The organism is Pseudomonas sp. 15A4 (genome assembly GCF_016925575.1).
Classification (GTDB): Bacteria; Pseudomonadota; Gammaproteobacteria; order Pseudomonadales; family Pseudomonadaceae; genus Aquipseudomonas.
On the sequence record NZ_CP068986.1, the window covers coordinates 741,218 to 755,739 of the forward strand.

Genomic DNA, 14,522 nt, shown 5'->3' on the forward strand with positions numbered 1-14,522 from the left:
GCTTTACTGGGCAATAAAGTTATTGAACAGCAGATCATCAACCACAGGCTTGCCCGTTTCCTGGGTGAGCACTTGCTGGGTCTGCTTCAGTGCTTCCTGACGCAGTTTTTCCTTGGCATCGACGTTGCCCATGCTGTCGACCGTTTGCTGAGTGAACAGCGCCACCAGCTGATTGCGAATCAGCGGCTCGTTCTGCTTCACCAGTTTCTGCGCTTCGGCGCCAGTCACGCGCAAGGCGACGTCAGCCTTGTAGACGTGCAGTTTCGGGCTGCCATCCAGTGAGTAGTTGCCTACGAAGGGTGGCGTCAACGCCACGTAGGAAACCTTGTTCGGATCTTCTTTCTCGCCGCCCTCTTCGGCCAGCGCCGCAACAGGCATCGACAATGCCATCAACATCACAATCCACGCTTTCACAGTCCGCTCCTCAATCCGCTTCGCCGCATAGCTTACTTCAGCTTATGCATACCTATCAGGCCGGGCCATGCTCATTGACCCCACAACCTCGCTACCTGTACTTATCGGCCATCCCCGAAAAAGGAATAGCCCTCGATGAAAGCCGTGCTTTGTAAAGCCTTCGGTCCCGCTGCAGATTTGGTGTTGGAGGAAATCCCCAGCCCGGAGCCGAAGAAAAACGAGATTCTTCTGGACGTGCACGCTGCCGGGGTCAACTTCCCGGACACGCTGATCATCGAAGGCAAATACCAGTTCAAGCCGCCTTTTCCGTTTTCGCCCGGAGGTGAAGCCTCGGGCGTTGTGACCGCTGTCGGCGAGAAGGTCAGCCATGTCCGTGTCGGTGACCGGGTGATGGCGCTGACCGGCTGGGGCAGCTTCGCTGAACAGATCGCCGTCGTCGGTTACAACGTCCTGCCCATTCCCGAAACGATGGACTTCACAACCGCCGCCGCCTTCAGCATGACCTACGGCACGTCCATGCACGCCCTCACACAGCGCGCCAAGCTGCAGGCAGGCGAAACCCTTCTCGTCCTCGGTGCCTCCGGGGGCGTCGGCCTCGCCGCGGTAGAGATCGGCAAAGCCATGGGCGCTCGCGTGATCGCCGCCGCCAGCAGCACAGAAAAGCTGGAGGTCGCCAAAGCCGCAGGCGCCGACGAGTTGATCAACTACAACGAAAGCAATCTGAAGGATGAAATCAAACGCCTCACCAACGGCAACGGCGTCGATGTGATCTACGACCCTGTGGGCGGCGACCTTTTTGATCAGGCTGTTCGCGGCATCGCCTGGAACGGTCGATTGCTGGTGGTCGGCTTCGCCAGTGGTCGTATCCCTGAACTGCCCGTTAATCTCGCACTGTTGAAAGGTGCGTCGGTTGTAGGTGTGTTCTGGGGCTCATTTGCTCAACGCCAGCCCCAGGACAACGCGGCGAATTTCCAGCAACTGTTCACCTGGTTCAGCGAGGGCAAGCTGAAGCCTCTGGTGTCGAAGGTTTACCCGCTGGAGCAGGCGGGGAAGCCATTGATTCGTTGGCGCAGCGTAAAGCGGTGGGCAAGGTGGTGGTGAGCGTCAGGTAGCGTGTATCGAGACCGATCCCGTTCCGAAGGGGCCGACGTGGCGGTACTCCCCCACGCGCTCACAGCATCATGCTCACCTGATCAGGCAATACGTCCTTATAACGCAGTGCCGGATTCGCCCGGCATCGCTGAATGGCCTCCGGCACTGCCTCTGCCAGCGCATCACCCAGCGCGAACCTTTGCTCGTCGGACAGCTTTCTGTAAGTCGCCACCCTTGCAAGCACGCTGTAGGTATGCCGGAACACGCTCATCTCCACCTGTTCAAGATCAGACGAGTTCTGCTGGAAGTCTTTGAAGCGTTTGTTGAATTTCGCGCAGGACAGGTGGCGCAGACTGCGATGAAGCCAAGGGACGGGAGCATTTCCTTCACGCGGGTGGACGAAGTAATGCTCCTGACGCAGCGAAATGACTGCCGGACGCTGCTCACTGACGACCCAGGGTTTTACGCGCCACGTTGGCACAACGTTGACGACGGAGAGGGAAAACAGAGGGTGAGAGCTGTCCAGCACCTCAGGCTTGGAAACCCGTCCGTCATGGTGCGCCTTCAGGTCGTAGACGACCCACCCGGATATTCCGGATTTTGAAAGCGAATACGGCCAGGCGGGCGCCCTGCGGTAATCAAACTCCACACTGCGCTCATCTGCATTGGCACCGATACATGCCGCGAACATCATCCAAAAAATCCACCTGCTCATTAATGCAATCACCTGCGCGTTTCTTCCAGTCTGCCTCCTGCGCGGGTGCAAAAGGCTGGCGCGCATTCTGTGCGCCGGTCTGCGGCGGCAACAGCTCATGACTTCCCAGGGCTGCGTAGGATCGGTCCCAAAAAGGACACTTAGCTAAACAACCCACGACGGCGCCTGATGTGTTCCGTATATTTCACGGCCGATACATACCGAACGGGCTCTCATTCGGTATCGACTCCAATACACACTGCGGACCCCGTATTGATGACCGTCACTCTGATTTTGATCACGCTATACGCGCTGTCGATCGCGCTATTTTGCTTCGCCACCCGGCGTCTGCCGATTCTCTCCCAGGACGCGCTCCACCGCGTTTCGTCGCTGGACGGGCTGCGTGGCGTGCTCGCAACCGCTGTCATCGTCCATCACTTCATCGTCAGTTATTACTGGCACGTCAACGGCGTCTGGGAAACCACGGACAGTCGCGTGCTGAACAACATGGGCACGGTGCCGGTGTCGTTGTTTTTCATGATTACGGGTTACCTGTTTACCGCGAAGATCTACCGAAGCGAGCCTAAATGGCGTCAGATTCTGTCGTCACGGATACGACGAATCTTCCCGATGTACCTCTTCAGCGTCGCGCTGATTACGGCCATCGCGCTGTACCAGTCCGCAGGCATCAGCGCGCCGGTCATGGACACCATCAAGTCGCTCGGCCGATGGGCGATTTTCATCGGCAGTCCTATCAACGGGTTCCCGGACACCGTGCGTATCAACGCCTCGGTGCAGTGGACGCTGCTCTATGAAGCGGTTTTCTACCTGTCGCTGCCGGTGCTGTATTGCCTGCTTCGGCGCAAGCTCCCCGGCATGGCCGTCGTCGTCGCGCTGATAGTGCTGGCGTGCCTGTGGGGCGAATACCACCATCACTTTCACAACCGGTTCATCAAACTGTTTGCTGTCGGCATTGCAGTGGCGGTCTTTGAAGACCGGATGCGCCGGTGGAAAATCGACTTCTCGGGCGTGCGCTGCACGTTGGTTGCAGTCGCGATACTGCTGATCTGCATGAAGCTCAAATCGTATTCAACGCTGCAAATGCTGATCCTCGGCGTTCCGTTTGCGCTGTTTGTGCTCGGTAACAGTTTGCACGGGGTACTGGAGATCCGCGGGTTGAAGATTCTGGGCGAGGCCAGCTTCAGCATCTATCTGCTGCATGGCATCGTCATCTACAGCGTGTTCAGCCTGCTGGGCGCGTATGACTTCGCCACGCCGGATCCGCTCAGCTACTCGCTGTACTTACCGCTGATCATCCTGCTCACCAGCAGTATCAGCGTCGCGACGTACTGGTGCATCGAGCACCCATTCCTGCGCAAGGTATCGCCAAGTGCCAAAGCAACCCTGCCGAATGCTTAAGGTTCGATAACGGGTAACCGCGGCGGGCTGGCTGGGGGCGGACTGAAAACCTCGTTCGCCCAACTGGCCATGCTGTACCGCTGCACGACTTCTTCGGGCAGGTCCACGTAGTCCCCGTTAATGAACGACTCAGGGATAACGGGGTGATCGCTGTCGATGATCAGAATGTTGCACGGATCATAGAAGTCGTAATCCGCCACCGATGCATTGTTGGTGATCATTTTCTTGCGATACAGCAGCGCCTCAAAAAAACGGAAGCTCAAACCCGCGTGGCCCGGCCGGACGATGTCGATGAGTATTTCCGAACGCCTGACGTATTCGGCCGTTTCATCGATGTCCATGCGCTGGCGAAAGAATGTCAGTAACGAACTGGCTCCGGGCACTGGCTTGCTCTGCACCAGGAATTTGCAGGTACCGGTGTAGCCCAGTTGTTCAAACGCCTGGGCCACCCGGCCGAGCACATCAACGCGATGCTTGCCGCCCATCACGACAAAGGCCTTGAAGTCGGACGTTGTTTTGAAATCGGCGTGTTCTTCGTAGATGTAGTTGTAGAGCTCGCGCAGTCGATACTCGCGAGCATCAGCGCCATCGAAGGTGTAGACCTTGTCAAACGTCGCCAGTTGATCAATCGGCATCGATAATCGCGCAATCCCGTCAGACAAATAGGCGACGCTGAGCGCCGCCGCAACCTGGGCCTGCGTGACCAAACCCTGATCCAGCTGGCTTGGATTCACCACCAGCAGTGCATCGACATGGCCCGCCGCCCGAATGGCTGCACGAGCACGCTTAACGATCAGGTACTTTTTTAGCCATCGCCGCAGTTTCCCCGGAAGCCATGGCAGTTCCTTCGCGCCGCGGGTCAGGTCAATGAACACAACGTCGTTCGACTTGCCGAGAAAGTTGCCGAGCCGGGCGAGGTATCCGCCGATATCGCGGCACAGAATGATGATCTTTTGATTCTGAATCTCAAGCGGGGGTGACTGCATGTGGGTTTGCCAATCGTGAGCGCGTGAGCGCGCATTTTACCTGTCCCGCGCAACGAAACCCATCGTTGGGCAGCCCTGCACAAACGGGATGTTCGCAAAGGAATTTCCTCCCGGCCCGTGTTTACGCCCTTTTTATCCGATGAGAAGCCTTCCTATTTTCTGTAACGAAAATGTAATATTCGGATTCGCATAACAAGAAAATAAATGGAGTGTCCCGATGTTTGCCTTTTTCCGTCCTGCCGCGCATCAGGCTCCGCTGCCTGCGGAGCGTGTCGACTCCACCTACCGCCGCCTTCGCTGGCAGATTTTCGCCGGTATCTTCTTCGGTTACGCCGGCTACTACTTGCTTCGCAAGAATTTCTCGCTGGCCATGCCCTACCTGATCGATGAGGGATACACACGGGGTCAGCTGGGTCTTGCGATCTCGGCGATCGCCATTGCGTACGGCCTGTCAAAGTTCCTCATGGGGCTGGTGTCGGATCGCTCCAATCCGCGTTACTTCCTACCATTCGGGCTGTTGATTTCCGCGCTGGTGATGTTCGTGTTCGGATTCGCACCCTGGGCGACGTCCAGCGTGACGATCATGTTCATTCTGCTGTTCATCAACGGATGGGCGCAGGGCATGGGCTGGCCGCCAAGCGGACGCACGATGGTGCACTGGTGGTCGCAGAAGGAACGAGGCGGCGTAGTGTCGGTGTGGAACGTGGCGCACAACGTCGGCGGCGGCTTGATCGGGCCGCTGTTCCTGCTTGGGCTTGGCTGGACCAACGACTGGCACGCAGCGTTTTACGTGCCTGCGGCGGTTGCCCTGTTTGTCGCCCTGTTTGCCTTCGTGACCATGCGCGATACCCCGCAGTCTGTGGGCTTGCCGCCGGTCGAGGACTACAAGAACGACTATCCGGAAGGCTACGACGCGAGCCACGAAGAGGAATTCACTGCTAAAGAGATCTTCGTCAAATACGTCCTGCGCAACAAAATGCTCTGGTACATCGCGTTGGCCAACGTGTTCGTCTACCTGCTGCGTTATGGCGTGCTGGACTGGGCGCCAACGTACCTGAAAGAAGCCAAACACTTCGACGTCGACAAGACCTCGTGGGCCTACTTCTTCTATGAGTGGGCAGGCATTCCGGGCACGCTGCTGTGCGGCTGGATGTCCGACAAGATCTTCCGTGGCAACCGTGGCCTGACCGGCATCGTGTTCATGGCGATGGTGACCGTCGCGACGCTGGTCTACTGGCTCAACCCGCCAGGCAACCCCACCGTCGACATGATTGCGCTGGTCTCGATCGGCTTCCTGATCTACGGCCCGGTCATGCTGGTCGGCTTGCAGGCGCTTGAGTTGGCTCCAAAGAAAGCCGCTGGCACTGCAGCAGGGTTCACAGGCCTGTTCGGCTATCTCGGTGGCTCGGTCGCCGCCAGCGCGCTGATGGGTTACACGGTCGACCACTTCGGCTGGGACGGCGGCTTCGTGCTGTTGGTGTCCGCCTGCATCCTGGCGATAGCTTTCCTGGTGCCGACGCTGCGCCATACGCGGGTGGCGAGCCAGTCGCGAGAGGAGAAGGAGCAGGTATAACGTCACTCAGATGACTGTAGGAGTGAGCTTGCTCGCGATGAGGCCGAAATATCCGCTGAATATCATCGGTTGGAAGCCCGTCTTCGCGAGCAAGCTCACTCCCACAAGGGCAGTGTTCGCCGCATGTTAGCGTGGCGTACAGACAAAAACTTAAACCCTGCAGGTGGTACTGATACCGCCATCTTCGGCGGTAGCAGACGCGAAATAGCACACCGCTATATCGCCAACAACACCGGCCTGCAGCGCTTGAACCGCGCTTCCAGGCTCAGGTCCGGCATGGCGTGGGTGCGCAGCGCGTGGATGGTTTGCTCGACATATTCCCACGTGGTCCCGTACCGCCCGCTGGCATTGGCCAGCACCTGGGTGAGCACGCTGTCTGGCAGGTTGCCGGCGTAACTGGGCAGATGCCGCTCCAGCACAAACCCCAAAGCCTGCACCTTGGTGCCGTCTTCAAGTCGGCAGTTGAGCCAGTGTGGGCGATAGGACGGGAACGGCATTTCTCTCTGCCACAACGCCAGCAGGGACTCGTCGATATTGTCTTCGGGCAAACGGTACGCGAAGCCGCTGCAGGAGCCCCCGCGGTCGAGACCGAAGACCAGCCCTGGCTGCTCGGGCGTGCCCCGGTGTTCGTGGGACCAGAGATAGAGACCGCGGTGATAGCCGTGGACCCGACCGCGCTGACGCTCGACGGCGCTGCACTCGGGCCGCCAGATCAATGATCCGTACGCGAATAACCAGATTGGGCCGCCCTGGTGACGACTCATCGTGGCGTGGATAGAGGCAAGAAGCTGTTCCCGGGTGAGCTTCGGCCCAAGATCGATGACCGGCGGGTAGGACAACCCCAAGCCGTCATGGACAGCTTCCGCCAGGATATTGATTTGATTACCCATCTGGTTCCCCCCACCGGCAAGGCTGACGCCGGTGCAACGCTGAACACTCATGAAACGGGTCTGGCAACAACGAATGAACAATCAGACGGCATCGCAGGCAGTGTGACGTTGTGACTCGGTCGCCGGCGCATGGGTCACGCCGGAAAAACCGTTATCTGACAAACAGTCATGCAATACGCTGTCCACATCCCGTGTCGACGAGTGGCTGCGCTTCAGGGTCTCGGCGCATAAGCGAAGACATCGGCACGCATTTGATGCGCATCCATGCCGGCCAGCACCAGCGCATCCAGGGTCGAATAGACCATCGCCGGTGAACCGCTGGCGTACACATAAAGGGACCTCAGATCGCTGAAGTCCTCGCAGACCGCCTCGTGCAGCATGCCGCAGCGCCCTTCCCAACCGCACAGGTCACTGACAACTTTGTGCAGGAACAGGTTGGGCAGCGTCTGCCATTCATCCCAGTGCTTGAGCTGGTAAAAATCTTCCGGACGGCGCATTCCCCAATACACATGTACCGGATACGGAAAGCCTTTGGAGCGGCAATGCTCGATCAGGCTGTGCATCTGCCCCATACCGGTGCCTGCCGCGATCAATACCAGCGGACCATCGGGCAATTCGCCCAAGTGAGTATCACCGAAGGGCAGGTCAACCCGCGCCATGCCATCGCGCTGCAACTGCTTGATCAGATTTTGCGCACTCGCCTCACGGGCAAGCACGTGGAATTCCAGATCTCGCCCGCTCTCCGGCGCTGAGGCCATGGAAAATGCGGATTTCTCGCCGTCGTCCCGATGGATCATCAAGTACTGGCCGGCGTGATAACGCGGCGGCTTGCCCGCGGGCGCTCTGAGCATGACGCGCCAGACATCGCCGCCGACTTCCACACACTCGCTGACCTGGCAGGCAAAGGTGCGCACCGGCAGCTCGCCGAGCGCCAGAACGCTGTCCCACAGCACGACGCAGTCTTCCTGCGGCACCGCCAGGCACGTATAGATTTCGCCGTGGTTGCGGATCTCTCCAGCCTGCTCGACGCTGCCTTCAACTAGCAGCGCGGAACAGATGTGACAATTGCCGTTGCGACAGCTCTGGGGGCATTCGTAGCCCAGACGTTGAGCGGCGTCGAGGATCCGCTCGCCTGGCAATGTCTCGATGACCGCGCCCGATGGCTGCAAGGTTACACGCATCAATCAATTCCCAGCTGAGTCCAGATTTCATCGATCCGGCGGGTCACCGCTTCGTCCTTGACGATAGCGCGACCCCATTCACGGGTGGTTTCGCCCGGCCACTTATGGGTGGCATCGAGCCCCATTTTCGAGCCGAGACCTGAGACCGGCGAGGCGAAATCGAGGTAGTCGATTGGCGTGTTGTCGATCATCACCGTGTCGCGCTTGGGATCCATGCGCGTGGTGATCGCCCAGATGACGTCATTCCAGTCACGGGCATTGATGTCGTCATCGGTAACGATAACGAACTTGGTGTACATGAACTGTCGCAAAAACGACCAGACGCCCAACATCACGCGCTTCGCATGGCCGGGGTACTGCTTCTTGATCGTCACGACCGCCATGCGGTACGAGCAACCCTCGGGCGGCAGGTAGAAGTCGACGATCTCCGGGAACTGCTTCTGCAGGATCGGCACGAACACTTCATTCAGCGCGACACCCAAAATCGCGGGCTCGTCAGGCGGCCGGCCTGTGTAGGTGCTGTGGTAAATCGGCTTGATGCGGTGGGTGATCCGTTCGACCGTGAAGACCGGGAAGCTGTCGACCTCGTTGTAATAGCCGGTGTGATCGCCGTACGGGCCTTCATCGGCCATTTCGCCGGGATGAATCACGCCCTCGAGGACGATCTCTGCACTGGCAGGAACCTGGAGGTCGTTGCCACGGCACTTGATCAGCTCGGTACGGTTGCCACGCAGCAGGCCGGCGAATGCGTACTCGGAGAGGCTGTCAGGCACTGGCGTAACGGCGCCGAGAATGGTGGCCGGGTCAGCGCCCAACGCCACGGACACCGGAAATGGCTGACCCGGGTGCTTGTCGCACCAGTCCTTGAAATCCAGCGCGCCGCCACGATGGCTGAGCCAGCGCATGATCACCTTGTTGCGGCCGATTACCTGCTGGCGGTAGATGCCCAGATTCTGCCGTTCTTTATTGGGCCCGCGAGTGACCGTCAGGCCCCACGTGATCAGCGGGCCGACATCGCCGGGCCAGCAGGTCTGCACCGGCAGCATGCCAAGGTCGACGTCGTCGCCCTCGATTACGATTTCCTGACACGGGGCATCCTTGACGACTTTCGGCGCCATGGCGATGACTTTTCTGAAGATAGGCAGCTTGGACCAAGCGTCTTTCAAGCCCTTGGGTGGCTCGGGCTCTTTGAGGAACGCCAGCAGCTTGCCGATTTCCCGTAGTTCGGACACCGATTCGGCACCCATGCCCATGGCGACGCGCTCGGGTGTGCCGAACAGATTGCCAAGCACCGGAATGTCGAAACCCGTCGGCTTTTCGAACAGCAGTGCCGGCCCCTTGGCGCGCAGGGTCCGGTCGCAGATTTCGGTCATTTCCAGTACAGGGGAAATGGGTACCTGAATGCGTTTCAACTCTCCGCGCTGCTCAAGCTGCTGCACGAAATCCCGTAGATCCTTGAATTTCATTAACCCGGCCACTCACCAAATAGATGCACATCCTACCTGCTCTGACCGCAGACGGCAGCTTGTGTCCCACTCAAATGCGCGGTGTTGCGCGGAATACCGGTATGAACAGCGGCTGCATCTTCTCGCCGCCCAGATCCGACAGGTGATCTTCGTCCTTGTACAGAGAATGCCCGTCGACTTCGGCACGGCAAAGGCCGCCCTCACACAGCAGCGGTTTTGGATCAATCAGGTGAACGCCCGGATCCGCTTCGCTAAGGGTGGCAAACAGCTGACTGATGAACGCTTGCCGCGCATCGAGCTCCGCTGCCGGCCGTCCAACCTGTGCAGCGGAAAGCCCAACCCGCGCCAGACTGCTCAATCTTTCGATGGATCCCTTGCGCTGCTGCGGCACCTCCTTGAACAGCCATACCTGAGCGCCAGCTGCGCGCAATTCAGCGATCTGCGCTTTCAAAGCCTCGGCGAAATACGCTTCGTTTCGGGGAATGGTTTCGTGTTTCAGCAGCACGTTGCTCTTGTTGCCGTCTTCCAGGCCGTAGATATACAAACTCCAGCGTGCGGCCAGCGTCACGTCAGGGATTTTCTGTGCTCGAACGCGCTCGACGTTCAGGGCGTTGAAGTCCTGACAACGTTTGCTTGTTGCAGTGCTGACAAGCGGCGCGCATCCGCTCATGCTCGCCAGCCAGACAGGCGTGCGAGCTTGCTCGGCCGCACTTCTGACCCCAGGCCACAAGGCCGCTGCATGACTGTCGCCCCAGATCAGATGGGACGGCACGGCGTCCGCGCTGCCCCCCGCTTGACAGAGCTTGTCCAGGTCTTTGCTTTTCTTCGATCCCAGCAGGAAGCAGTCCATCTGCCCGGCGCCCCACTCCCGCGACTGCGCATACGTAAGCGCCTGACCCGACAGGCGTTGCGGCACACCTTCATTGGAGCGCACCGCCTGCCCCATCAGCGCCAGCACAGCCAGGGTCAGCAGGCCGCCAATCAGTATCGGCTTGCGGCCGGCCAATACGCGGCGCTCACGGAATGGGAGCTCGACGAAGCGCCAGCTCAGCCAGGCAAGCGCAGCCGCCAGCAGGATCCAGCCGATCGCTTCCGGATCAGAAATACCGTCGGCGGAAATGGCGTTGGCGTAGACATGAATAGGCCAGTGCCACAGGTACAGCGAGTAGGAAATAAGCCCGATCGCCACCAACGGTTTGATACTCAGGAAGCGCCCTACCCATGACGCGGGATGACCGTTGGCCCAGATCATCGCGGTCGTGCCCAGCACCGGCAGCAGCGCCGCCCAGCCGGGGAATTGAGTGGTTTTGTCAAAGCTCAGCATCGCCAGCACCACTGCAGCAAAACCGCTCAGGCTGATCGCTTGATAAAGCCAGCTCGGCAGCCGGTCTTTGGGCGTCGGCGCGACGGCCAGCATCGCCCCGCACAGCAGCTCCCATGCACGCATCGGCAGAAGAAAGAACGCGGCTTCGGGTTTGTGCTTCATCGCCCAGATGTTCAGCCCGAACGACAGCACCAGCAAGCCAAGCAGCAACCAGCGCCAATGCCGTACGTACCGCGTCGCCAGAACCATCAGCAATGGGAAGAAAATGTAGTACTGCTCTTCCACCGCCAGCGACCAGGTGTGAAGGAGTGGTTTGAAGTCTGATGCGGAATCGAAGTAGCCGTCCTGGCGCATGAACAGCAGGTTGGACATGAACATCGACTGATAGCGCACTTCCCGGCCCAGCTCGGCGTAGTCCTTGGGCGTCAGCAATATCCAGCCAAACGCCAACGTGGCCAGCACGACAACGGTGACGGCAGGGACGATACGCCTTGCTCGACGGGCCCAGAAGTCGACGAAGCTGAAGCGCCCTGCGCTGATCTCGCGGAAGATGATGGACGTGATCAGGAAGCCGGAGATGACGAAAAACACGTCGACGCCGACGAACCCGCCGTTCAGGCCAAGACCGAAGTGAAACAACAGCACCGGGACCACGGCCAAGGCTCGCAGCCCATCGATATCACGGCGATTGCCAAACGTGTGCATGACGCTCCTTGTCTACGGGAGATATCTAGTAAAAAGGTCAAAAAAAATGGTGCCCAGAAGGACACCATTTTTCTACGAGCGGTTCAGCGCGGTGTTACTTGCGCTTCATCGACAGGAAGAACTCATCGTTGGTCTTGGTCTGTTTCAGCTTGTCGATCAAGAACTCGATGGCTGCGACTTCATCCATGGGATGCAGCAGCTTGCGCAGAATCCACATGCGCTGCAGCTCGTCGTCGGCCGTCAGCAACTCTTCGCGGCGTGTGCCGGAGCGGTTGATGTTGATGGCCGGGAAGACGCGCTTCTCCGCGATCTTGCGATCCAGAGGCAGCTCCATGTTGCCGGTGCCTTTGAATTCTTCGTAGATCACTTCGTCCATCTTCGAGCCGGTTTCAACCAGCGCGGTGGCGATGATGGTCAGCGAGCCGCCTTCTTCGATGTTACGTGCCGCACCGAAGAAACGCTTTGGCTTCTCAAGGGCGTGTGCATCGACACCACCGGTCAGGACCTTGCCGGAGCTCGGAATGACAGTGTTGTAGGCGCGAGCCAGACGGGTGATGGAGTCGAGCAGGATGACCACGTCTTTCTTGTGCTCGACCAGGCGCTTGGCCTTTTCGATCACCATTTCGGCGACCTGCACGTGACGGGTTGGTGGCTCGTCGAAGGTGGAGGCAACCACTTCGCCGCGCACGGTGCGCTGCATTTCGGTTACTTCTTCCGGACGCTCATCGATCAACAGAACGATCAGATGGACTTCAGGGTTGTTGCGCGTGATGTTCGACGCGATGTTCTGCAGCATGATGGTCTTGCCCGCTTTTGGCGGAGCAACGATCAGGCCGCGCTGACCTTTACCGATCGGGGCACACAGATCGATGACGCGACCGGTGAGGTCTTCCGTGGAACCGTTACCGGCTTCCATCTTCATGCGAATGGTCGGGAACAGCGGCGTCAGGTTTTCGAACAGGATCTTGTTCTTCGCGTTTTCCGGACGGTCGAAGTTGATGGTGTCGACCTTGAGCAGTGCGAAGTAACGCTCGCCTTCCTTCGGCGGACGGATCTTGCCGACAATGGTGTCGCCCGTGCGCAGGTTGAAGCGGCGGATCTGGCTGGGCGAGACGTAAATGTCGTCTGGGCCGGCGAGGTAGGAGGCGTCTGCAGAACGAAGGAAGCCGAAGCCATCCTGGAGGATCTCCAGCACGCCGTCACCCGAGATTTCCTCGCCGCTTTTCGCGTGCTTCTTCAGCAGGGAGAAAATCACGTCCTGCTTGCGCGAACGGGCCATATTTTCTATGCCCATCTGTTCGGCCATTTCGAGCAGATCGGTAATAGGCTTTTGCTTGAGTTCAGTCAGGTTCATATAGGAATGACGTAATCATGTATGGAGGGGAAATTAAGCTTTTGGCTTAATGAGGCCGCGCCGCAGAGAAGGCGACAGGATCGCGTGCAAATCGAAAGGAGACGGTCGGCGACGGCTAGCAGGGGGCAACGGAGAAGCCGTTGCGGGGCCGAATGTACCACTTGATTTTCTAAGCGTCTAGTACGACGCCAGAAAAAACCCCGCGATTTGCGGGGCTTTAACGTCATCAGATATTGGCGTCGAGGAACGCCTGCAACTGTGACTTGGACAGTGCGCCGACCTTGGTCGCCGCAACTTGACCGTCCTTGAACAGCATCAGCGTCGGGATACCACGAACGCCGTGCTTGCTTGGGGTTTCCTGGTTGTCATCGATGTTGAGCTTGGCAATGGTCAGCTTGCCTTCGTAGGTAGTAGCGATGTCGTCCAGAACCGGAGCAATCATCTTGCACGGGCCACACCATTCAGCCCAGTAATCGACCAGTACAGGGCCGCTGGCCTTCAGGACATCGGCTTCGAAGCTCGCGTCGCTGACGTGTTTGATCAGGTCGTTACTCATGAGATTTCTCCGAGGTCATAGGCAAAAAAACGTGGGCCATCATAACTGTGTCGCGCGGTGACAGGAAGCCGAGGTTGATTGTCTCTTGCTATGACTCGACAGGGTTGCCTCAATCGACGGAGCTCAGCCGGAGGGTGCGACGAACACAATGCCGGTGCGTAACGCCGCGCCCCGAATGTGCTCTTGCATGGCCTTCTGAGCCGGGCCAGACGCATTTCGCGCCAGCGCCCGCAGGATCTTGCGGTGCTCCTGCCAGGTTTCCATGGCCCTGCCCGCGCGAATAAAAGGCAGTTTCTGGCTCTCCAGAAAAATATCGGCGCTGGTCGTGATGATCCCCAGAATCGCCTGATTGCCACTGGCGACGAGGATGCGCCGGTGGAAATCAAAGTCCAGCCGGGCCGCGCAGTCAAAATCCCCTGCCTTGAGTTCAAGGCGCATGGCTTCGACGTTGTCTTCCAGTACATCGCGCTCGTCGGCTGTCAGAGTGACCGCTGCAAGCCCGGCGGCGAACCCTTCCAGCGCATAGCGCAACTGGAAAGTTTCTGCGGGCGAGGCGTGCGCTGCATACGGCCAGGAAAATCCACTCGTGCTCCGTTGTGGTTCAGAAACCGCTTGCACGAAAACACCCTTGCCGGGCTGAACACTGACCAGCCCCAAAGCGCTCAGTGACGACAACGCCTCACGCAACGAAGCGCGACTGACGCCCAGACGAATTGCCAGATCCCGCTGGGATGGCAGGCTATCGCCGGGGACATAGCCTTGCTCGGCGATCAATTTGCGGATGGCCTGGAAGGCGGCTTCAGGCACTGCGACAGGGCTCGGATGCATGGCGATCAACGTGCGTAAACCGTGAGAAAACCCCTTGTAT

General features: G+C 59.0%; 12 protein-coding genes and 1 pseudogene. 3 read left to right on the forward strand and 10 right to left on the reverse strand.

The window, feature by feature from the left end:
- Nucleotides 1-3 precede the first annotated feature (3 nt).
- Nucleotides 4-414, reverse strand: a complete 411-nt coding sequence (locus JN403_RS03265; protein WP_205485272.1) for a flagellar basal body-associated protein FliL — start codon at nt 412-414, stop codon at nt 4-6.
- 135 nt (nt 415-549) lie between these two features.
- On the opposite strand from JN403_RS03265, the pseudogene JN403_RS03270 reads away from it, so the two are divergent.
- A pseudogene (locus tag JN403_RS03270) lies at nt 550-1,526 on the forward strand (NADPH:quinone oxidoreductase family protein).
- 59 nt (nt 1,527-1,585) lie between these two features.
- Here JN403_RS03270 and JN403_RS03275 read toward each other — a convergent pair.
- Nucleotides 1,586-2,287: an energy transducer TonB gene (locus JN403_RS03275; RefSeq protein ID WP_205485281.1), complete on the reverse strand. Its 702-nt coding sequence runs from the start codon at nt 2,285-2,287 to the stop codon at nt 1,586-1,588.
- Between the two features lie 189 nt (nt 2,288-2,476).
- On the opposite strand from JN403_RS03275, the gene JN403_RS03280 reads away from it, so the two are divergent.
- Nucleotides 2,477-3,619 (forward strand): acyltransferase, encoded by a 1,143-nt coding sequence (locus JN403_RS03280; protein WP_205485283.1) that lies wholly within the window; start codon nt 2,477-2,479, stop codon nt 3,617-3,619.
- Here JN403_RS03280 and JN403_RS03285 read toward each other — a convergent pair.
- Nucleotides 3,616-4,605: a hypothetical protein gene (locus tag JN403_RS03285; protein WP_205485286.1), complete on the reverse strand. Its 990-nt coding sequence runs from the start codon at nt 4,603-4,605 to the stop codon at nt 3,616-3,618. The two genes, JN403_RS03280 and JN403_RS03285, sit on opposite strands and share 4 nt — an antisense overlap.
- 217 nt (nt 4,606-4,822) lie before the next feature.
- Here JN403_RS03285 and glpT point away from each other — a divergent pair, with 217 nt between their 5' ends.
- Nucleotides 4,823-6,178, forward strand: coding sequence for a glycerol-3-phosphate transporter (glpT, locus tag JN403_RS03290; RefSeq protein WP_205485288.1), 1,356 nt, complete (start codon nt 4,823-4,825; stop codon nt 6,176-6,178).
- 215 nt (nt 6,179-6,393) lie between these two features.
- Here glpT and JN403_RS03295 read toward each other — a convergent pair whose 3' ends face one another.
- The 7 genes from JN403_RS03295 to JN403_RS03325 form a co-directional block, all read right to left on the reverse strand.
- Nucleotides 6,394-7,068, reverse strand: coding sequence for a gamma-glutamylcyclotransferase (locus tag JN403_RS03295; protein WP_172613006.1), 675 nt, complete (start codon nt 7,066-7,068; stop codon nt 6,394-6,396).
- Between the two features lie 212 nt (nt 7,069-7,280).
- Nucleotides 7,281-8,249: a CDP-6-deoxy-delta-3,4-glucoseen reductase gene (locus JN403_RS03300; protein WP_205485291.1), complete on the reverse strand. Its 969-nt coding sequence runs from the start codon at nt 8,247-8,249 to the stop codon at nt 7,281-7,283.
- Entirely contained in the window at nt 8,249-9,715 is a 1,467-nt protein-coding gene (gene ubiD, locus JN403_RS03305) for a 4-hydroxy-3-polyprenylbenzoate decarboxylase (protein ID WP_122534102.1), read from the reverse strand. Before ubiD ends, JN403_RS03300 begins: the two co-directional genes overlap by 1 nt.
- A gap of 70 nt (nt 9,716-9,785) precedes the next feature.
- The gene (locus JN403_RS03310) at nt 9,786-11,744 is read right to left on the reverse strand and encodes an acyltransferase family protein (protein ID WP_205485293.1); all 1,959 of its coding nucleotides are present in this window, start codon (nt 11,742-11,744) and stop codon (nt 9,786-9,788) included.
- Between the two features lie 94 nt (nt 11,745-11,838).
- Nucleotides 11,839-13,098 carry a transcription termination factor Rho gene (gene rho / locus JN403_RS03315; protein WP_037016529.1) on the reverse strand — a complete coding sequence of 420 codons (1,260 nt, stop codon included), beginning with the start codon at nt 13,096-13,098 and terminating at the stop codon, nt 11,839-11,841.
- Nucleotides 13,099-13,324: 226 nt separating this feature from the next.
- Nucleotides 13,325-13,654 (reverse strand): thioredoxin TrxA, encoded by a 330-nt coding sequence (gene trxA, locus JN403_RS03320; protein ID WP_172610313.1) that lies wholly within the window; start codon nt 13,652-13,654, stop codon nt 13,325-13,327.
- Nucleotides 13,655-13,777: 123 nt separating this feature from the next.
- A complete protein-coding gene (locus JN403_RS03325) occupies nt 13,778-14,482 on the reverse strand; it encodes a FadR/GntR family transcriptional regulator (protein WP_122534105.1) in 705 nt (234 codons plus the stop codon).
- Nucleotides 14,483-14,522: the final 40 nt, after the last annotated feature.

Excerpts from the sequence above, each read along its gene's own strand:
- JN403_RS03275 (WP_205485281.1), bottom strand. The coding sequence starts at position 2,287 with ATGCGCGCCAGCCTTTTGCACCCGCGCAGGAGGCAGACTGGAAGAAAC.
- JN403_RS03280 (WP_205485283.1), top strand. The coding sequence starts at position 2,477 with ATGACCGTCACTCTGATTTTGATCACGCTATACGCGCTGTCGATCGCG.
- JN403_RS03285 (WP_205485286.1), bottom strand. The coding sequence starts at position 4,605 with ATGCAGTCACCCCCGCTTGAGATTCAGAATCAAAAGATCATCATTCTG.
- glpT (WP_205485288.1), top strand. The coding sequence starts at position 4,823 with ATGTTTGCCTTTTTCCGTCCTGCCGCGCATCAGGCTCCGCTGCCTGCG.
- JN403_RS03295 (WP_172613006.1), bottom strand. The coding sequence starts at position 7,068 with ATGGGTAATCAAATCAATATCCTGGCGGAAGCTGTCCATGACGGCTTG.
- JN403_RS03300 (WP_205485291.1), bottom strand. The coding sequence starts at position 8,249 with ATGCGTGTAACCTTGCAGCCATCGGGCGCGGTCATCGAGACATTGCCA.
- ubiD (WP_122534102.1), bottom strand. The coding sequence starts at position 9,715 with ATGAAATTCAAGGATCTACGGGATTTCGTGCAGCAGCTTGAGCAGCGC.
- JN403_RS03310 (WP_205485293.1), bottom strand. The coding sequence starts at position 11,744 with ATGCACACGTTTGGCAATCGCCGTGATATCGATGGGCTGCGAGCCTTG.
- rho (WP_037016529.1), bottom strand. The coding sequence starts at position 13,098 with ATGAACCTGACTGAACTCAAGCAAAAGCCTATTACCGATCTGCTCGAA.
- trxA (WP_172610313.1), bottom strand. The coding sequence starts at position 13,654 with ATGAGTAACGACCTGATCAAACACGTCAGCGACGCGAGCTTCGAAGCC.
- JN403_RS03325 (WP_122534105.1), bottom strand. The coding sequence starts at position 14,482 with ATGCATCCGAGCCCTGTCGCAGTGCCTGAAGCCGCCTTCCAGGCCATC.